Below are 18,105 nucleotides of genomic sequence, written 5' to 3' on the forward strand. Positions count from 1 at the left end.
CAAGGCACTCAGCGGCTTTCCCACGCTTCGGCGTGGGCCTGTGCCGCAAAATCCAGCGAGCGCAGGCGCAGTGCTGGGTCGTAGACATCGCTCACCAGCATCAGCTCATTGGCCCCGGTGGCTTCGGTGAGCTGTGCAAGGCCCGCGCGCACCGTGTCCGGCCCGCCGATCACGGCAGCGGCCAGAAAGTCGCCAATCGCGGCGCGCTCCTGGGGCTGCAGCTGCGCGGCGTAGTTCTCAACGGGCGGCAGCAGGCGGCGCCGGTCGCCGGTCAGAATGCCCAGCACCCGCTGGTAGGTGCTGCTGGCCAGAAACTCCGCTTCTTCATCCGTGGGCGCTGCAATCAGCGGCACCCCGATCACCACATAGGGCTGGGGCCAGGCGGCGGACGGCCGGTACAGGTTGCGGTACAGGTCAATGGCCTGGTGCAGGAGGCGCGGGGCAAAGTGCGAGGCAAAGGCATATGGCAGCCCGCGCTCCGCCGCCAGTTGCGCCGAAAACAGGCTGGAGCCCAGCAGCCAGATCGGCACGTTGGTGCCCGCACCGGGCATGGCGATCAGGCGCTGGCCTGGTTCGGCCGGGGCCAGCAGGCGCTGCAACTCTGCGACGTCCTGCGGAAAATCATCGGCTGTCTCTACCCGGCTGCGGCGCAGTGCGCGCATGGTGGTGGGGTCCGTGCCCGGCGCGCGCCCCAGTCCCAGGTCGATGCGGCCCGGGTACAGCTCGGCCAGGGTGCCAAAGGCCTCGGCCACCACCAGAGGCGCGTGGTTGGGCAGCATCACGCCGCCAGAACCCACACGGATGCGCGAGGTACCGCCGGCAATGTGGCCCACCAGCACGGCGGTGGCTGAGCTGGCAATGCCCGCCATGTTGTGGTGCTCTGCCAGCCAGTAACGGGCAAAACCCAGCTTTTCAGCATGTTGCGCGGTGCGCAGGGCAATCTGCAGCGCATCGGCTACGGTGCCGCCCTCCCGGACGGCGACGAGGTCGAGCATGGACAGGGCGGGGCGTTGAGCAGTGGAAGTCATCCGTGCATTGTCTGGCCCTGGCCACATTGCTGCTGGCTACCGGGGCAGAGCTGGCAGGGCCAGAAGGGTTGACGCGCACGGTTTTTACCAAGAGGTCATTTTTTGGTAGCCAAAAGCGCGCGCGCCCCACAGAATGTTTCAAGGCATTTCCGGCAGGACCATTCCTGGTGCTGGCGGACGGGGTGCCTCCACAGGGACCAAGCATGGGTTTTTTCAGTCGTCTGTTCAAGATCCGGGAGCAAGATCCCACCAGCCCTGACACCACCTGGGCCATGGAAGACAACGGCAGCGAATTGGTGCTGGACGCCGAGTACGCCTCCATGCTCATGACCGAAATCGATATCGACGCGGCCATTGCCAGCCATGAGCGCTGGCGCCTGCAGCTGCAGGACATGGTCAATGGCCGCTCGCAGGAAGTGATGCGGCCCGAACGCATCTGCCAGGACGACCGCTGCGACCTGGGCCGATGGCTCTATGGCACGGGGCGCGTGCGGCTGGGGCATTACCCCGCGTTCGACATGCTGGTGGCCCGGCACAAATACTTTCACCAGCAGGCGGCCGATGTGGTGACTGCGTTCCAGGCGGGCGAGCAGCAAAAGGCCGTGCAACTGCTCAACAGCAGCTGCCGCCATGCGTCCAACCAGGTGCTGTTGCTGCTCAAGGAACTCAAGCGGGGCCTGGGGCGCTGATACCTTGGGGCGCGGTGTACACAGGCACGGCCAGGGCCAGTCGGCGCTGTGTGAATGGTTGCTCTGTTTTTGATAGCTTAAAACGCTTTATGCACAAGCGCTAAGGCCATTTTTTTCTGAATTCTGCGAAGATTTCCGGCGCCGCAACCTCGCCCAGTCCCCACCGTTTCGGCCCGCCCGCCAGCATCGGCACACAGTTCTTACATCTGAAGACACGGCCGCCAGCGAGAAACGCCGTTGGCGTGGCTATCCTTCGGCGCGCGCCAACCATTGCTTGCAGTTGGTTGCGCAAAAACACAATCGACCCATCGATTCAAGACCAATCAAGAAGCTGACCACGTCAGAGAGGGAACCCCATGGACCGCCGTAAATTGTTGACGCTCGTAACCCTGGCTTCCGGCGTGAGCGCCGTATCGCCCGTGTGGGCGCAGTTTGACCTGGGCAAGATGCTGGATGCAGGCAAGGACCTGGCCAAGTCCGAGAGCCTGTCGGACGAGGAACTCAAGAGCACGTTCGACCAGATGTCCGCCGAGATGGACAGCCAGAACCAGGTGGCCCCGGCAGGCAACCCCTATGCCAAGCGCCTCACGAAGCTCACCTCGGGCCTGGGCACCCACGACGGCCTCAAGATGAACTTCAAGGTCTACCTCACGCCCGAGATCAACGCCTTTGCCATGGCCAACGGCACCATCCGGGTGTATTCGGGTTTGATGGACAAGTTCACCGACGATGAAGTGCGCTATGTGATCGGCCACGAGATCGGCCACGTCAAGGCCGGCCACACCAAGGCCCGCATCCAGACCGCCCTGCGCACCAGCGCGCTGCGCAATGCCGTGGCGTCGAGCAACGGCAAGGCCGGTGCCATTGCCAGCTCGCAGCTGGGTGACCTGTTCGAGAAAGTGGTGCGCGCACAGCATTCGCAAAGCAACGAGCGCGAGGCTGACGACTACGCCATGGGCTTCATGAAGGCCAAGCGATACCAGCCCGCCGCTTGCGTCACTGCGCTGGAAAAACTCGCCGCCATGTCGGGCGGGGATTCGACCAGCTTTTTGTCTACCCATCCGTCACCCAAGGAGCGGGCGGACCGGATGAAGACGCAGGTTGCCTGACCTGAAGGCCCGAAGGCCTGAAGGTGGGCCTGCGGCTTTAGCTTGATACCTGGTGGGGCCGCGCCTTCGGGCGCGGTTTTTTTACGTGGGACCGTTGCGGATGTACCTCGGTGCTTGCGGATGACCTCGGAAATCACCATACACCTTTGCGTCAGGGTAGTACTCCGCCCCAAACTGCACCTTGCCTGCGGCTTCTTCGCCGCCTACATGGGCGATGAACGCCAGCATCAGGTCAATGCCTGCTGATACCCCGGCGGACGTCCACACCGACCCATCGCGTACCCAGCGCTGCTCCACAACCTCCACATCGCCCAGTGCGCGCAGGCGGTCCAGGGACCCCCAATGTGTGGTGGCGCGCTTGCCGCCCAGCAGACCAGCCGCGTGCAGCACAAAAGCACCCGTGCAGACGGACAACACGGCCTGGCAGGTTTGCGCCTGCCGCGCCACAAAATCGCGCATGGCCGGGTTGTCCACTTCACGCCGCGTGCCCTGGCCACCGGGGACGAGCAGGTAGTCCAGCGGTGGGCAGTTGTCGAAAGCGTGGTGGGGGTTGACCGAGAGCCCCTTGGCGCAGGTGATGGGCGCTGCCGTCTGCGCGACAGTCATGCAGTTTTGGGGGCCATCGGCGTAGCGGCTCCACATCGTGAGCATTTCCCAGGGGCCGACGAAATCGAGTTCCTCGACGTCGGGGAACAGAACGATGCCGAAATTCATGCGCAGGCTCCTTGCGTTGTGGCGGCTCATAAGGCCAATGGCTCAGTAACTCCGCCCACCCTTGTACATCGCATGCTGGCGCCGGTTCAGCGTGGCGGCTTCGCCCAGCCGCCCCATGGCAGCACCCGCATGCGCATGCGTGATGGCCATGCCCAGGCCATCGGCCGCGTCGGTGCCTGGCACGCCGGGCAGGCTGAGCAGGCGCCGCACCATCTCCTGCACCTGGCTCTTGGCGGCGCGGCCGTGGCCGACCACGGCTTTTTTCATCTGCAGCGCGGTGTATTCGGCCACCGGCAAATTGCTCGCCACCAGGGCCGTGATGCAGGCGCCCCGTGCCTGGCCCAGCAGCAGGGTGGACTGGGGGTTGACGTTGACGAACACGATCTCGACCGAGGCCACATCGGGTTCATAGCGGGCCGCCACTTCGGTGATGCCGTCGAACAGGATCTTCAGGCGCCCGGGCAGATCGCCCAGCGCCAGCGTGGTGGTGCGGATGGTGCCGCTGGCCACGTAGCTGAGCTTGTGGCCGTCCATGTCTACCACGCCAAATCCGGTGGTCTGCAGGCCGGGGTCGATGCCTAAGATGCGCATTTGCTCATTATTTGATAGCTGCTATCGCTTGTTGGTAAAGCGCTAGGTGCCAATTTTCTTGAAAACTTCTGGGTCGGTTCATTTACAGACCGAAGTACCAGCGCACCGAATGGAAAAACACCGGCGCCGCAAAACACAGCGCGTCCACCCGGTCGAGCAGGCCACCCGCACCGGTGACCGACATGCCCTGCATGCCCCAGCTGGTGATCCCCCGGTCGCGCTTCAGGGCCTTCATCACCAGGTGCCCCAGGCTGCCCGCCACGCAAGCCAGCAGCGCCATACCGAGCGCCTGGCCGGGCTTGAACGGGGTGATGAACGTGAGCAGCCCGCCGGCCAGCCCCCCGGCCGCCACACCGGCCAGCCAGCTCGTCCACTGAAAACTCTGGCTCACCTGCGGCGCCACGGGCTTGTGCGGAAAGCGCCGCCCCAGCAGGTGCTGCACCAGCATGCAGGTCTGCACCACAAACACCAGGAAAAACACCAGAAACGCGCCCTTGTCGCGGTAGCCCGGAAAGTCCAGCAGCAGCAGCGCGGGCACGTGGCTCATGCCGTACACGCAGACCATGATGCCCCACTGCAGCTTGGCGTTGCGCTCCAGAAAACGCTGCGGGTCGTTGGCCAGCGCACTCACCACGGGCAGGGCGAGGAACACGTAGACGGGGATGAACACCGTGAACAGGTCAAAGTGCTTGCTGCCCACGATCCAGAACTGCAGCGGCAGCACCACAAAAAACGCCAGCACCAGGCTGCGGTGGTCGCCACGCCGTGTGGGCGACAGCGTGATGAACTCGCGCAGCGCAAAAAACCCCACGATGGCAAACAGCACGGTGGCTACCGTGTCGCCCAGGACCCAGCCAATCCAGAAGACGGAAGCCATCATCCAGGATGTTTTGAGCAGCCCCCAGAAACGCTTGGCTTCGAGAATGCGGGCTTCGGACTCAGGGTCGTCGCTGGCGTGTTCGCGCAGATTGCGTACGAAGGCCCAGATGGTGACGACGGACAGGATGCCAAACATCACCAGGAACAGGGCACCGACCTGCTGGGTGGCAGTCAAATTGCGGAGGAAGTTGTTCATGTTCAGACTTCCCTGAGTGCGATGACTGCACGGCGTGCCCGGTCGAGGAACGGGCGACGCTCTTCACCTGCCTCCAGCTGCACAGGCTCTCCAAAAGTGACTGAGCACAGGATGGGCACTGGCACCACTTCGCCCTTGGGCATCACGCGCTGCACGTTGTTGATCCAGGCGGGCACCAGCACCACCTGCGGGAACATTTGCGCCAGCTTGAACAGGCCCGACTTGAACGGCTGCGGCTCGTCGCCATGGCCGCGCGTACCTTCGGGAAAGATCACGATGGAGTCACCGCTCTCCAGCGCACGCACCAGCGGGGCCAGCGGGTCGGACTCGGGCAGGGCTGCGCGCAGCTCCTCGGGGGTGGGCGCGCGGGGCGGGGCTTCGGGCGACGGATCGGGGCCGCCGGCCATGGCGGTGTCCGCGTCGCTGGCGGCGGTGGCCAGGGCCTCCAGCACGCCCACCGGCTCCGCCGCCAGGGGCGCCGGGGGCCGCGCAGGCGTGGCCTGCCGGTCCACGTACACGGCGTTGAACACGGCGGTGGTGATCCACTGGCGGAACGGCGTCTTGGTCCAGTAGTCCTTGGCCGCAATGGGCCGGGTGATGCTGCGCAGCTCCTCGGGCAGCGCGGCCCAGATCAGCACCATGTCGGCGTGGCTCTGGTGATTGGCGAAATAAATGCGCTGCTCGGCCTTGGGCGGGCAGCCGTACCAGCGGGCCTGGGAACCGGTCAGAAACCGCACGATCCCCAGCAGAAGGAAACTCATCAACTTGGCAAGCATGGCGGGGATGATACGTGGCGGGTGTGCCCTGCCGGGCGTGTACTTTGGCGGGCCGCAGCCGGGCGGCTGCAGCTACCCTGGCCACTACACCCAGATGCGATATGCCCAGAACGCCTCGTCGCCGTAGATGCCGTCGTACAGCGCCTGTGGGGCATAGCCGGTGATGCGCCGCGTGACGCGGCACAGGTGCGACTGGTCCGAGAAGCCCGCGCCTGCCGCCACATCGGCCCATTTCACGGTGCCCTTCGCGGCGTCCGAAGCGATGGTGTCGAAAAACGCCTGCTCGGCCTTGCCAAAGCCGCGCAGCTCGCGCAGCGGCAGTCCGGCCCAGCGCTTGATGCGGCGCTCCAGCTGGCGCAGGCTGCGGCCTGGAGCCGACACGGCGGCGCGTTGTGCCAGGTGCATGGCCCAGTCGCCATAGCGCTGCACCTGCAGCGCCTGCGCGGGACGGCAGGCTTGCCAGCGGGGTTCCAGAAACGCCTCCAGGCAGTCCATGCGGGCGGCATCGCCCGGCTGGTGCTGCACGGCTTCGCACATCGCGATCCAGTCGGGTGGCAGCACGGTTTGCGCATCCACGAAACGGTCAGTCAGCGCCTCGGGCTCCAGGCCGGTGAGCTGGTGCAGCGCGTCGGGCATGAACATCACCATCATGGCGTGGGTGGGCGCTGCGCAATAGCTGGCGCTGGGCCGGGTCTGGGGGCCCGCCAGCACCCAGCGGCCGGGATACGCCTCGCGCGGGCTGTGCAGGCCGGGCAGGGTGTCGGGGCGGTCTGCCACCAGGGCTTCGCTGCGGCCTTCAAACCACCAGCTCAGGCTGCAAAGGGGCGTGGCCGGAAAGCGGTTGATGCGTTGCGCATCCGTGAGCGTGTAGCCGAGTGTGCTGCGCACCATGGTGCCGCGCAGGCAGGCCGACAGGCTGGCGCGCGGAAGCCACAGCTGGCCCGAGGGGATCAGCCCCTGCGGATGCCGTGCGGAAGGTGGGACCAGGGTTGCCATGGGGCGCGAGTGTAGGCCAGGGGCGATGTCGAATTCGTTCAATACCTGCCCGCTGCTGCACCGCACCATCCGCACCATGAACCACGCCATCACCACTGCCCCATCGAAGCCCGCAACGCCTTCCCCCTCTGCGCAGCTTGCGCCAGCCCGGCTCCCCGAGCCCGGTGGCCCGCCCAGCCGCTGGTGGGGCCTGCCCTTGCTGTGGGAGATGCGGGCCGATTACCTCGGTTTCGTCACCCGTCTGCAGCGTGACCATGGCGACCTGACTCGCATGCGCCTGGGTAATGAAGATGCTTGGGACCTCCTGTCGCCCGACCTCGTGCGCGAGGCGCTGGTCACCCACGCAGACCACCTGATCCGCTGGGAGCGCGGCATCGCCGTGTTCGAGCAGGTGTTCGGCCAGAGTGTGCTGGTGACCGAGGGCGACACCTGGCAGCGCCAGCGCCGCATGTTGATGCCTGCTTTTACCCCCAAACGCGTGGCGGGCTACGCGCAGCTCATGACCGATGCCGCCCGCAGCGCACTCGACGCCGCCGTGCCCGCTGGCCAGTCCGAAGCGCTGGTGGCCATGGACACGCTCTGGACCGATGTGGCCATGGACGTGATCCTGCGCACGCTGTTCAGCGAATCGGCCCAGGCCGACGCGCGCGATGCCGCCTGGGCCACGCAGACGCTGTCGGAGACAGCCTTCCGCGAAATGTTCATGCCCTTCACGCTGCCCGACTGGCTACCACTGCCCGGCAAGGCCGCCAAGCGGCGCGCGCTCAGGGTGCTCAAGGGGCTGGTGCAGCGCCATATCGGTGCGCGCAGCCGGGATGCGGCAGATTCAGCAGGCGCCCCGCCACGCACTGACCTGCTGCACATGCTGCTGGCGCTGCGCGACGAATCCACCGGCGAGCCGCTGTCGCCGCAGGAGGTTTTCGACCAGTGCATGGTCAGCTTCCAGGCCGGGCACGAGACCAGCGCCACCACGCTGCTGTGGTGGAGCCGCCTGATGGCCGAACACCCCGAGGCCGCGCAACGCGCACAGGCCGAGGTGGACAGCGTGCTCCCCCCAGGCCAGACGCCCGGCCCCGAGCACTTGGCGCAACTACCATTTCTGTCCGCCACGCTCAAGGAGGCGCTGCGCCTGTACCCACCCATTGCCGCGCTGATGACCCGGCGCACCACCGCACCCATCACGCTGGGCGGCGTGGAGGTGCCCCAGGGCGCCATGCTGCGCATCACGCCCTGGGTGCTGCACCGGGATGAACGCTGGTTTGCCCAGGCCGACCGCTTTGTGCCGGAGCGTTTTCTGGATGACGCCCCGGCCATCCCCAAAGGCGCGTGGATACCGTTTGGGGTGGGGCCACGCGTCTGCATCGGGCAGCACTTTGCGATGCTGGAGATGACGCTGCTGGCGGCGATGTTGTTGCAGCGGTACCGGCTGCGGTTGCCGGAGGGTGCACCAGCGTGCGTGCCGAAGCTGCATGTGACCTTGCGGCCCGATGCCCCCGTGGTGCTGCGCCTGCAGCGGCGCTGATCAGCACCCTCTGAATGCGCGCTAATATTCCGCTTGGCAGGCTTGGCAGGCTTGGCAGGCTTGGCAGGGCGCCAGCGGTGCCGGTCTCCGAACGTTGACAGGCCCTGTCAGGGCAGTTCGGCGCTCCCCATCCGCGCCAGGATGGTCCGCGTCCTTCCCGCCAGATACGCCGACCCCGGTGTCTTCTCAAACCGCTTGGGTGCAGGCAACATTACCGCCAGCCGCGCGGCTTCCGTGGCGCTCAGGCGCGAGGCGCTTTTGCGGAAGTAGTGCTGCGCGGCCGCCTCGGCGCCGAACACGCCTTCGCCCCATTCCACGCTGTTCAGATAAATCTCCAGGATGCGCTGCTTGCTCAGCAGCTGCTCCAGCAGCAGCGTGAGTACAAATTCCTGCCCCTTGCGCAGCAGCGTGCGTTCGCCGGAGAGCAGCAGGTTCTTGGCCAGTTGCTGCGTGATGGTGGAGCCACCCCGGATCTTGGGGGCGCGCACGGGGCGGTCGGGGGCACGGGCCTGGGCTTTGTTGGCCAGGGCTTCGGCCTTGGCGTTGCGCTCCCAGGCTTTTTCGATGGCATTCCAGTCCACGCCGTCGTGGCTCACAAAGCCATCGTCTTCCGAGGCGATCACGGCGCGCTTGAGCTGGTCGGAGATGCTGGCGTAGGGCATCCACTGCTGGCGCCAGGGGACGTTGCCTTTGGTGGTGAGCAGCATCCAGGCCTCGGAGCGCTGAAAGCTGGTGGATTCGGGGTCGATGACCACCATGGCCGCGATACGGACCACAAAGAACAGCTGCAGCGCCACGAAGGCGAGCACCACCAGTCCCAGCCAGCGCAGCACGGGTTTCATCGCGGTGTGTCTCCTCGTCTGGGGTGTTGTTATTTGGATGAGTTGGCCTGCTGCATTTCCTGCAGCACCTGGGCCGACGGCGGGCGCACGCCGCGCCACAGCAAGAAGGCTTCGGCGGCTTGCTCGACCAGCATGCCCAGGCCGTCACGCGGAACGGCGCCGTGCTGGCGGGCCCAATCCAGAAAACCCTGCGCGGCGGGGCCATACATCATGTCGTAGGCCAGGCAGCCGGGGCGCAGCACGCTGGCGGATACCGGCACTTCGGCGCCGGCCAGGCTGCTGGCCGTGGCATTGATAATCACATCAAAATTGGCCCCTAGCGCTTGTGGAGTAAGTGCAAGTAGCTCTGATTTTTGTAGCAGTGCAAGCGCACTGTGCGACTGCACCAGGGCCTGCGCCTTGGCCAGCGTGCGGTTGGCCACCGTGATGTGGCGGGCTCCTGCCAGCAACAACGGGCCCAGCACGCCCGCAGCGGCGCCACCGGCGCCCACCAGCAGCACATCGCGTCCCGCCAGCGACACACCCGCGTTGCGCGTGATGTCGGCCACCAGGCCCAGGCCGTCGGTGTTGTCGGCATAGATGCTGCCGTCGGCGCGGAAGGTGAGGGTGTTGGCCGCACCGGCCAGCTGCACGCGCTCGCTGCATTCGGTGGCGAGAAGTGGTGCGTCGGTTTTGAACGGCACCGTCACGTTGCAACCGCGCCCGCCCTGGGCCACAAAGTCGCGCACGCCCTGGGCAAAACCATCCATGGGCACCAGGCGGCGTTCGTAGGCGATGTGCTCACCCGTCAGTTCGGCAAAGCGGGCGTGGATGGCGGGGGAGCGGCTGTGCGCCACCGGATTGCCCATCACGCAGTACAGGTCGGCGGCTTGGCTCATGGGTAAAAATCGTGCGGTATGAAAAAAGGCGGGTTGGCAGGGCCGCCGCGGGCAGGGCCTGGTGGCGACTAGCGGACGCTGGTCTCCAGCGTCTGATCGCGCGTGAACTTGAAGCGCGCCACCATGGCGATCTGGTCGGCCTTCTTGCGCATGTCGGCGCCAAACGCGCCAAACGGGCCGGCAGCCCGGGCAATCGCCTCGGCGCGCCGGTCCAGCGTGGGGTTGCCCGAGCCTTGCACCACCTCGGTGTCGAGCACGCGGCCGTCGTGGTTGACGGTGACGATCATGGTCAGCTCGCCATAAAGCTTCTTGCCGCCCTGTTCGGGGAAGTTTTCGGTGCCCTTGTCTTCCACCTTGCGGCGCAGGCCGTCGTAATAGATGGCGTAGGCCTCTTCGCGCGTGGCGGGGCTGATGTAGCGCTTCTTGGGGCGCGAGTTTTCTTCATTGATGCGCTTTTCGATCTCGGCGAGCAGCTTGACGAGCTGGCGGCGCTTTTCCTGCTCGTTGGCCTGCTCGGCGCTCTGGCTAGCCTGGCGCGGATCGGGCTCGGGCATGGTGGCCAACTGCTTGCGCAACTGGGCCAGCAATTGCGCCTGCTGCTCCTGCATCGCGTCCATCTTGCGCTGGGCTTCTTCGTAGTCGTCGCCCACCGTGGTCAGCGCGGTGTAGGGCAGGGGGCTGGTGGCGCGGCCCTTCTCGGCATCGCCGCCGCCGGCCAGGTTGGCCTGGGCAATCGCCTGGGCCTTGTCGGGGCGCTCGTTGGACTTGGCGTTGACCAGGATGACTTCGAGCGGCGTGTCCTGGAACACGCGGTTGAAGCCCTCGGGGTCAATGAAACGCACCGAGATGAGCGCGGCATGCACGGCCACCGAGATGCCCAACGCGAGCTGCAGCGTGCTGAAGGTGCGGAGGAAGGCAGGGAGTTTCATCGCCAGCAATTATCAGGGGCTGTCAGGGGGAATCAGGCGGCCGGTGCTGCCGCAGCGGCTTCGGCGGGTGCCTCGTTCACGTCCACTGCAATGGCAATCGGTCCGGCCACGGTATCGTCGTCCTCGGCATCGTCCACCGGGCCGTCGTCGCTGGTGTCGGCCGGGTCATCCAGGCGCTCGATCACGGTGCCATGGATATCGAGGGTGATCTCGTCCACCTCGCCCAGCTTGACCTTCAGGCGCGCGCCGCGCGGCAGGTTCTGCGCGCCCAGCACGGGGAAGACCAGCGGAATATCGTCTGCACGAACGAGGAAGCTGCCGCCCGGGCCTTCCTTGAAGACGGTGACGTTGAGCTCAGTGATGCCGTTCTGCTCTACATATTTGAGCGTCCAGAACCGTTCCATGCCCGCCTGGTAGCCGTTGTAGGCGCTGTAGGCGCCGTCAAAGCTGCTGATGATGGAGAACAGGTCGGCATCCTTGGGCTTGAACGGCGCGGCCAGCGCAGCGGTCTTGCCGTGGCGGGCGCAGGCAATGATTTGCCACTGGTTGACCAGGTCGGTGTAGCGGCGCAGGGGCGACGTGGCCCACGAATAGGCTTTGACACCGATGCCTGCGTGCGGCAGCGCCTTGGTGCCCATGCGCACCTTCACGCCCGGCGCCATGCTGGCCTGGCTGCGGTAGATGCCGGGCACTCCCAGCTCGGCCATCCAGCTGCCCCAGGTGCTGTTGGCCACGATCATGGCCTCGGCCACGATCAGGTCGAGCGGCGCGCCGCGCTGGCGTACGCTGATCTGCACTTGTTCATCGCCCGTGGGCTCGGCACCGTTGTTGCCGACCAGGCGGAAGTTGTAGTCCGGCCGGTTGAAGTTCTCGGGCTTGCCACGCACCACTTCGCGGCGGGCTTTGAGGTCCTTGGCAAGGCGGTGCAAAAATGATAGCTGGGGGCGCAGGTCAGACAAGCGCTGGGGGTCGTTTTGATGCTCGAACGCCGGGTTGGAGAGCCATTCTTCGGTCACCACGCTGTCGAGCTGGTCGTGGCGCAGGTTGGCGACCACGTGCACGCGCTCCAGCCTGGTTTCAGAGCTTTTGAATTCCAGCGTGGCTTCGTCGATGGTGACGTACAGCGACACGGCCGGGTTGGCACGGCCTTCGTCCAGCGTGTAGGTCTGCACCACGTCATCCGGCAGCATGGTGATCTTGTAGCCCGGCATGTACACCGTGGACAGGCGCGCGCGACCGAGCTGGTCGATGGCGCTGCCCGGCTGGATGGCCAGACCCGGCGCGGCGATGTGGATGCCCAGCACCACGGTGCCCGTGCCTAGGCCCTGCACCGACAGCGCATCGTCGATTTCGGTGGTCTGCGAATCGTCGATGGAATACGCCTGCGCGGTGGACAGTGGCAGCTCGTCCGCAATGGCGGGTGCGGTGACGGCGGGAAAGCCCGTGCCCTTGGGGAAGTTCTCGAACAAGAAGCGCTTCCAGTGGAACTGGTAGGCCGAATCGATGGCGCCCGCCTTTTGCAGCAGGTCGAGCGGCGCGGTGTGCGTGGCGCGGCTGGCGTCCACCACGGCCTTGTACTCGGGCGCGTTCTTGTCGGGCTTGAACAGGATCTTGTAGAGCTGGTCGCGGATGGGCTGGGGGCATTCGCCGCGTCCCAACTGGGCGGCCCACTCGTCGATTTGCGCGAGGATCGCTTTTTTCTTCTCGATGGCGGCCAACGCCTGCTGCAGGATCTCGGCCGATGCCTTCTTGAACCGGCCCTTGCCCGCACGGCGGAAGTAGTGCGGGGCGTCGTACAGGCGGAACAGCGCACCGGCCTGCTGGGCCAGGGTGGCGTTTTCAGAGAAATAGTCCCGCGCCAGGTCGGCAAAGCCGAACTCGTCTTCGGGCGCGAACTCCCAGGCCAGGTCCAGCTCAATGGTTTCGGCCACGGCCTGGGCCTGGGCGATCAAGTCGGCAGGCGAGGGTTTCTCGAATTTCAGGAGGATGTTGGCGGCCTTGACCTTGACCCGCTTGCCCGAGTCGAGCTCAACCTGGGCGGATGTATCGGCTTCGGACAGGATACGACCGGCCATGAACTTGCCGGCTTCTTCAAACAATGCGTGCATGGGCGGCATTGTCCCATGGGTGCCGCGCCGGTCCGACGGCCCCGGGCCTGCCCCTATGATCCAGGGCTTTGCACGATGGCCCGGTTCTTTCGACATGTTTTTTGATGCCATTGCCGTTCCGCTGGCCATGCTCGCAGTGGCTTTGCCGTTTCTGTTTGCCGTCACTGACTCCCCAATCGCCAACTTCTGGCCGCTGATCGCGTCCTGGGTGTGTGGGGCGGTGCTTTTGCTGCTGGCAGCCGGGTGGGCACGCGCCGGGGTCGCGCAGCGCAGGGGGCCTGCGGGCTGGGGTTGGCTGCTGGCGGGTGGGCTGGGGCTGGCCGCGCTGGTGGCCAGCGTCATCGGGCTGGTGCAGTACCTTGCTGGCGATGTCGGCCTGAGGCCCTGGATTCATGCCTCGGTGCCGGGCCAGGCGGTGGGCAACCTGCGCCAGCGCAACCAGCAGGCCACCCTGCTCAGCCTGGGCGCGTGGGCCTGGCTGTGGTGGACGCTGCATGCCCGTCCACAAGGCAACGCGGACTTGGCCGGGGCGGCCAGCCCAGGCTGCCCACCTTCCTCCGGCGTGTGGGGCGTGCTGACCGCCGTGGCGCTGATGTGGATCGCCGTGGGCGGGGCCGCCACAGCGTCGCGGACCGTGGTGGTGCAGTGGCTGCTTGTCCTGGTGCTTCTGGCCATGTGGCGTGGCGCTGGCCGTGGGGAGGCGCTGCGCCTGGGTATCGCAGGGTTTGCGGTTTTTCTGGTGGCCGCCTGGGTGCTGCCGGAGGCGCTCTGGAAGTTTCAGGGCGTGCGCGCAGATGCCTTGTTCCACCGTTTTACGGACGGATCGCACACCTGCACCAGTCGGCGGGTGCTGTGGTCCAACGTGCTCACCCTGATTGCGCAGAAACCGTGGCTGGGCTGGGGCTGGGGCGAACTGGACTACGCACACTACATCACGCTGTTCCCGGGCGAGCGCTTTTGTGTGCTGCTGGACAACGCGCACAACCTGCCCCTGCACCTGGCCGTAGAGCTGGGCCTGCCCGCTGCCGTGGCGTTGTGCGGGGTCGTCGTGGCAGGGTGCCTGTGGGCCCGGCCTTGGAGCGAAACCGAGCCCGTGCGCCAACTGGCCTGGGGCGTGCTGGCGATCATCGGACTGCACAGCATGCTGGAATACCCGCTGTGGTACGGGCCGTTCCAGGTGGTGGCCTTGCTCTCGGTGGCGATCCTGGTCTGGCCCCGGCGCGACGAAGCATCGGATGGGCGCGCGTGGCCTGCGGGGGCTGCAGCGCTGGTGGCCGCCGTGGCGATCCTGGGTGCCTGCGGCCTTGCCGCCTGGGACTACCACCGCGTGAGCCAGCTTTACAAGCCCGGTGCGCAGCGGGCTGCCGCGTACCGTGAGGACACGCAGGCCAAGGTGTCCCATTCGCTGCTGTTTTCGGGCCCGCTGGACTTTGCGCGCCTGACCACCACGGGGCTGACCCGCGACAACGCAGCGCGCATGAACGCCCTGGCCCAGGAACTGCTGCATTACTCCCCCGAGCCCCGCGTCATTGAAGTGCTGGTTGAAAGTGCCGTGATGCTGGGCAAGGACGACGAAGCGGCTTTCCACATGAAGCGCTACCGTGCAGCCTACCCGGACGACTATGCCCGCTGGATGGGGGCGGGTGGCACCCGGGCATCCCAGGCACGTTGAAGAGGTTCTGATGCGCTGGTGCCCCTGGCGCCCGGTTGATGTCAGGCCAGAGCCAGGAACTCCGTCACCTGGGGCAGGTAGTCGCTGAAATTGGCGAGGGCGTGTTCTCCCCCCTCCTGCACCACCAGCCGTGCCTGCGGGTAGCGCGCCACCATTTCACGCCAGTCCAGCACCTCGTCGCCCTTGGCAATGATGGCCATCTCGGGCGCTGCCGGCGGCTGGCCTGCGGTGTCCAGCGCGCGCAGCTCGTCAATGTATTCAGGCTGGAAGTAAAACCGCTCCGCTGGGTCGTGCCAGGTGGTCTGCTCGCCGATGTACCGCGCAAGGTCACGCGCCGGGTGCACGGCCGGATTGAGCATCACGCTGGGGCAGCCCTTGTGCTGCGCCACCCAGCTGGCGTAAAAGCCACCGAGCGAGGAGCCGATCACCGCCATTGCTGCTCCGGGCCACAGGGCAATGCCCTGCGCGACCAGTTCCATCGCCGCTTTGGGGGAGGGCGGCAGCTGGGGGCACCAGAAGGTGACACCCGGGTGGTGCTGCGCCACATGCGCAGCCATCTGCCGCGCCTTGGCAGACTGGGGCGAAGAGCGAAAGCCGTGCAGGTACAGAAGGTGGGTGGTGGTCATGGAGGGGGAAAACGACAGGGCAGGGGAATCACTGCTGTGAAAGGGGTGGCCGAGACATAAGATGCATGGCATGGGCACCACGCGGTGGGCCCGCTGCCTTGATCCCCACCATGACTGATTTTGCCCCGCTTTCCACCGCCAAACGCTGGGCTTTGGGATCCACCGACAAGCCTCCCACGTCGCTGGGCCGCTTTGAACTGAAAAAGCTGCTGGGCCGGGGCGCCCAGGCCACCGTGTGGCTGGCGCTGGACCCGCGCCTGCAGCGCGAGGTGGCCATCAAGCTCATGCGCCCCGTGGAGGACCAGGACCCGTCGGTGCTGGAGCACTGGCTGCGCGAAGCCCGGCATGTGGGGCGCCTGGCGCACCCCTTCATCGTTCCAGTGTTTGAGGCCGATGTGCAGGGCCGCCAGCCCTACATCGTGTTCGAGTACGTTCCAGGCAAGACGCTGGCCGAGCATCTGGCGCAGCAGGGGCGCTGCACGCCGCACGACGCAGTGGCGCTGATGGTGGATGTGCTGGATGGCCTGCAGGCCGCGCACCAGGCCGGGATCGTGCACCGCGACCTCAAGCCTTCCAACATCATGATCGACACCCAGCGCCACGCGCGGGTGATGGACTTCGGCATGGCGGCGCCGGTGCAGGCTGTGCCGGATTCGCAACTGGCCAGTGGCACCCCGGCGTACCTCGCGCCCGAGGCGGCGGCCGGGGCGGCCCCTGCACCGGCCATGGATGTGTATTCGGCCGCCCTGGTGCTGGTGGAGCTGCTCACGGGCCGGCCACTGATCCACCAGAAGGACGCCTGGCAGGCGCTGTACCGCGTTGCCAACGAAACCCTGGTGCTGCCGGAAGACCTGGGGCCGGGCGTGGACGACGCCCTGCGGGCCATTTTGCAACGTGCGATGGCGCGCGAGCCGGGCCAGCGCTATCCGTCGGCGGCGGAGTTTCGCGATGCCTTGCGTGCCTGGGCCGCTCCGGCCAGCGCGCCCACGGCCGCCAGCAATGCCACGCTCGACTTCCTGCTGCGGCGCATGCGCCACAAGAGCGACTTTCCGGCGCTGTCGGACTCGGTGGCGCGCATCCAGCGCGTGGCCAACTCCGAGGACGACAGCATCAGCGATCTCACACACGAGATCCTCAAGGATGTGGCGCTCACCAACAAGTTGCTGCGCTTGGTCAACAGCGTGCATTTCGCGCATGCGGGCCGGGGCACCATCAGCACCGTGTCGCGGGCCGTGAGCCTGGTGGGCTTCAACGCCGTGCGCAACATGGCACTCAGCCTGGTGCTGCTCGACCACATGCAGGACAAGGCCCATGCAAGCCAGATGCGCGAGGAGTTTTTGCGGGCCATGATGGCCGGTTCGGTGGCGGCGGAGCTGTGCGAGCCCGGCCAGGCGGCTGAAGAGGCCTTCATTGGCGCGATGTTCCAGAACCTGGGCCGCATGTTGTGCGAGTTCTACTTTCCGGAAGAGGCGCGCCAGGTGCGCGCCCTCATGGAGACTGGCCGCGTGGAGGGGGGCGAAGAGTCGGCCGCGCTGCAGGTGCTGGGCCTGGGCTTCGAGGACCTAGGGGTGGGCGTGGCCCGCGTCTGGGGGCTGCCCGAGAGCCTGCAGCGCTGCATGCGCAAGCCCCTGGGCTCGCCCATGCAACGCGCGCCGGAGCAGGGGGTGGAGCGCCTGCGCTGGGTGGCGATGGCTGCCAATGAGGTGGCCAGCACCCTGCTGGCGAGCGATGCCGCGTCGCTGGAAGCCCGCCTGGGCCAGATCGGCACCCGCTATTCCCGTACGCTGGCGCTGTCTCCCGCAGCGATTTCGGAGGGCACTTTGCGCGCCCGCCACAAGCTCGTGGCGCTGGCCGAGGCGCTGGACCTGCGCGTAGCCCCCGGCACGCCTGCGGCGCGGCTGCTGCAGCTGCCCCCGGCGGCCGGTGCCGGGCCCGCGCAGGATGACGCCCTGGGCTCGCACGAGCTGCGGGCCAGCGAAACCCAGCCCTTGCCAGCGGTGCTGGAGTCGCAGGCCAGCGGCGCCGTGTCGGTCGCGCAGGTCAACGAAGTGCTGGCAGCGGGCATCCAGGACATCACCAATGCCATGGTCGAGAGTTTTCAGCTCAACGACGTGTTGCGCATGATCCTGGAGACCATGTTCCGCGCGCTGGGGTTTCGGCGCATGGTGTTTTGCCTGCGTGAGGCACGCACCGATTTGCTGACCGGCCGCTTTGGCCTGGGCGAGGGCAGCGAGGCCGCCGTGCGTGCCATGAAAGTCCCGCTCAAGGCGCCGGGCGACCTGTTTGCCGCCGTCTGCCTGCGCGGTGCCGATACGCTCATCAACGACGCGACGGAGCCCAAGATGCAGGCCCGCCTGCCCGAGTGGTACCGCGCGGGGCTCAATGCCCCCTCGTTCTTGCTGCTTCCGCTGCAGATCAAGGGGCAGACGTTTGCGCTTATCTATGCCGACCAGTCCACGGCAGGGGGCATCGTGGTGGACGACAAGGCCCTGGGCCTGCTGCGCACCCTGCGCAACCAGGCGGTGATGGCCTTCCGCCAGGCGGGGTGAC

At 66.6% G+C, this 18,105-nt stretch carries 16 protein-coding genes; 5 read left to right on the forward strand and 11 right to left on the reverse strand.

Annotated features, from left to right (window positions below; translation table 11 throughout):
• Positions 1–8 precede the first annotated feature (8 nt).
• Entirely contained in the window at positions 9–1,028 is a 1,020-nt protein-coding gene (locus KW832_RS23695; RefSeq protein WP_218301697.1) for an LLM class flavin-dependent oxidoreductase, read from the reverse strand.
• A 203-nt stretch (positions 1,029–1,231) separates the two neighbouring features.
• Here KW832_RS23695 and KW832_RS23700 point away from each other — a divergent pair, with 203 nt between their 5' ends.
• Entirely contained in the window at positions 1,232–1,717 is a 486-nt protein-coding gene (locus tag KW832_RS23700; protein WP_055395973.1) for a CZB domain-containing protein, read from the forward strand.
• A gap of 356 nt (positions 1,718–2,073) precedes the next feature.
• The gene (locus KW832_RS23705) at positions 2,074–2,826 is read left to right on the forward strand and encodes a M48 family metallopeptidase (protein ID WP_176887008.1); all 753 of its coding nucleotides are present in this window, start codon (positions 2,074–2,076) and stop codon (positions 2,824–2,826) included.
• A gap of 81 nt (positions 2,827–2,907) precedes the next feature.
• On the opposite strand, the gene KW832_RS23710 is transcribed toward KW832_RS23705, so the two are convergent.
• The 5 genes from KW832_RS23710 to KW832_RS23730 form a co-directional block, all read right to left on the reverse strand.
• Positions 2,908–3,540 carry a DJ-1/PfpI family protein gene (locus KW832_RS23710; protein WP_218301698.1) on the reverse strand — a complete coding sequence of 211 codons (633 nt, stop codon included), beginning with the start codon at positions 3,538–3,540 and terminating at the stop codon, positions 2,908–2,910.
• A gap of 42 nt (positions 3,541–3,582) precedes the next feature.
• Positions 3,583–4,131: a crossover junction endodeoxyribonuclease RuvC gene (ruvC, locus tag KW832_RS23715; protein ID WP_055395965.1), complete on the reverse strand. Its 549-nt coding sequence runs from the start codon at positions 4,129–4,131 to the stop codon at positions 3,583–3,585.
• Between the two features lie 82 nt (positions 4,132–4,213).
• A complete protein-coding gene (locus KW832_RS23720; RefSeq protein WP_055395967.1) occupies positions 4,214–5,206 on the reverse strand; it encodes a phosphatidate cytidylyltransferase in 993 nt (330 codons plus the stop codon).
• A gap of 2 nt (positions 5,207–5,208) precedes the next feature.
• Positions 5,209–5,982 (reverse strand): 1-acyl-sn-glycerol-3-phosphate acyltransferase, encoded by a 774-nt coding sequence (locus KW832_RS23725; RefSeq protein ID WP_121508584.1) that lies wholly within the window; start codon positions 5,980–5,982, stop codon positions 5,209–5,211.
• An 84-nt stretch (positions 5,983–6,066) separates the two neighbouring features.
• On the reverse strand, positions 6,067–6,978 hold the full coding sequence (locus KW832_RS23730) for a helix-turn-helix domain-containing protein (RefSeq protein WP_228896224.1): 912 nt from the start codon (positions 6,976–6,978) through the stop codon (positions 6,067–6,069).
• 25 nt (positions 6,979–7,003) lie between these two features.
• Here KW832_RS23730 and KW832_RS23735 point away from each other — a divergent pair, with 25 nt between their 5' ends.
• The gene (locus KW832_RS23735; protein ID WP_255577927.1) at positions 7,004–8,500 is read left to right on the forward strand and encodes a cytochrome P450; all 1,497 of its coding nucleotides are present in this window, start codon (positions 7,004–7,006) and stop codon (positions 8,498–8,500) included.
• Between the two features lie 107 nt (positions 8,501–8,607).
• Here KW832_RS23735 and mtgA read toward each other — a convergent pair whose 3' ends face one another.
• The 4 genes from mtgA to KW832_RS23755 form a co-directional block, all read right to left on the reverse strand.
• Positions 8,608–9,342: a monofunctional biosynthetic peptidoglycan transglycosylase gene (gene mtgA, locus KW832_RS23740; RefSeq protein ID WP_218301700.1), complete on the reverse strand. Its 735-nt coding sequence runs from the start codon at positions 9,340–9,342 to the stop codon at positions 8,608–8,610.
• 29 nt (positions 9,343–9,371) lie between these two features.
• Positions 9,372–10,220 (reverse strand): shikimate dehydrogenase, encoded by an 849-nt coding sequence (gene aroE, locus KW832_RS23745; RefSeq protein ID WP_218301701.1) that lies wholly within the window; start codon positions 10,218–10,220, stop codon positions 9,372–9,374.
• 68 nt (positions 10,221–10,288) lie between these two features.
• Positions 10,289–11,149 (reverse strand): energy transducer TonB, encoded by an 861-nt coding sequence (locus KW832_RS23750; protein WP_055394913.1) that lies wholly within the window; start codon positions 11,147–11,149, stop codon positions 10,289–10,291.
• A 32-nt stretch (positions 11,150–11,181) separates the two neighbouring features.
• Positions 11,182–13,257 (reverse strand): ribonuclease catalytic domain-containing protein, encoded by a 2,076-nt coding sequence (locus tag KW832_RS23755; RefSeq protein ID WP_218301702.1) that lies wholly within the window; start codon positions 13,255–13,257, stop codon positions 11,182–11,184.
• Positions 13,258–13,351: 94 nt separating this feature from the next.
• Here KW832_RS23755 and KW832_RS23760 point away from each other — a divergent pair, with 94 nt between their 5' ends.
• Positions 13,352–14,929 carry a Wzy polymerase domain-containing protein gene (locus KW832_RS23760; RefSeq protein ID WP_218301703.1) on the forward strand — a complete coding sequence of 526 codons (1,578 nt, stop codon included), beginning with the start codon at positions 13,352–13,354 and terminating at the stop codon, positions 14,927–14,929.
• 41 nt (positions 14,930–14,970) lie between these two features.
• Here KW832_RS23760 and KW832_RS23765 read toward each other — a convergent pair whose 3' ends face one another.
• Positions 14,971–15,555: a YqiA/YcfP family alpha/beta fold hydrolase gene (locus KW832_RS23765; protein WP_218301704.1), complete on the reverse strand. Its 585-nt coding sequence runs from the start codon at positions 15,553–15,555 to the stop codon at positions 14,971–14,973.
• A 110-nt stretch (positions 15,556–15,665) separates the two neighbouring features.
• Between KW832_RS23765 and KW832_RS23770 the strand changes: the two genes are divergently transcribed.
• Entirely contained in the window at positions 15,666–18,104 is a 2,439-nt protein-coding gene (locus tag KW832_RS23770; protein WP_218301705.1) for a serine/threonine protein kinase, read from the forward strand.
• Position 18,105 lies beyond the last annotated feature (1 nt).

Source organism: Acidovorax sp. sif0632 (assembly GCF_019218805.1).
Lineage (GTDB): Bacteria > Pseudomonadota > Gammaproteobacteria > Burkholderiales > Burkholderiaceae_C > Acidovorax > Acidovorax facilis.

Coding starts and splice junctions, on each gene's coding strand:
- KW832_RS23695 (WP_218301697.1), bottom strand. CDS start 1,028: ATGACTTCCACTGCTCAACGCCCCGCCCTGTCCATGCTCGACCTCGTC.
- KW832_RS23700 (WP_055395973.1), top strand. CDS start 1,232: ATGGGTTTTTTCAGTCGTCTGTTCAAGATCCGGGAGCAAGATCCCACC.
- KW832_RS23705 (WP_176887008.1), top strand. CDS start 2,074: ATGGACCGCCGTAAATTGTTGACGCTCGTAACCCTGGCTTCCGGCGTG.
- KW832_RS23710 (WP_218301698.1), bottom strand. CDS start 3,540: ATGAATTTCGGCATCGTTCTGTTCCCCGACGTCGAGGAACTCGATTTC.
- ruvC (WP_055395965.1), bottom strand. CDS start 4,131: ATGCGCATCTTAGGCATCGACCCCGGCCTGCAGACCACCGGATTTGGC.
- KW832_RS23720 (WP_055395967.1), bottom strand. CDS start 5,206: ATGAACAACTTCCTCCGCAATTTGACTGCCACCCAGCAGGTCGGTGCC.
- KW832_RS23725 (WP_121508584.1), bottom strand. CDS start 5,982: ATGCTTGCCAAGTTGATGAGTTTCCTTCTGCTGGGGATCGTGCGGTTT.
- KW832_RS23730 (WP_228896224.1), bottom strand. CDS start 6,978: ATGGCAACCCTGGTCCCACCTTCCGCACGGCATCCGCAGGGGCTGATC.
- KW832_RS23735 (WP_255577927.1), top strand. CDS start 7,004: ATGTCGAATTCGTTCAATACCTGCCCGCTGCTGCACCGCACCATCCGC.
- mtgA (WP_218301700.1), bottom strand. CDS start 9,342: ATGAAACCCGTGCTGCGCTGGCTGGGACTGGTGGTGCTCGCCTTCGTG.
- aroE (WP_218301701.1), bottom strand. CDS start 10,220: ATGAGCCAAGCCGCCGACCTGTACTGCGTGATGGGCAATCCGGTGGCG.
- KW832_RS23750 (WP_055394913.1), bottom strand. CDS start 11,149: ATGAAACTCCCTGCCTTCCTCCGCACCTTCAGCACGCTGCAGCTCGCG.
- KW832_RS23755 (WP_218301702.1), bottom strand. CDS start 13,257: ATGCACGCATTGTTTGAAGAAGCCGGCAAGTTCATGGCCGGTCGTATC.
- KW832_RS23760 (WP_218301703.1), top strand. CDS start 13,352: ATGTTTTTTGATGCCATTGCCGTTCCGCTGGCCATGCTCGCAGTGGCT.
- KW832_RS23765 (WP_218301704.1), bottom strand. CDS start 15,555: ATGACCACCACCCACCTTCTGTACCTGCACGGCTTTCGCTCTTCGCCC.
- KW832_RS23770 (WP_218301705.1), top strand. CDS start 15,666: ATGACTGATTTTGCCCCGCTTTCCACCGCCAAACGCTGGGCTTTGGGA.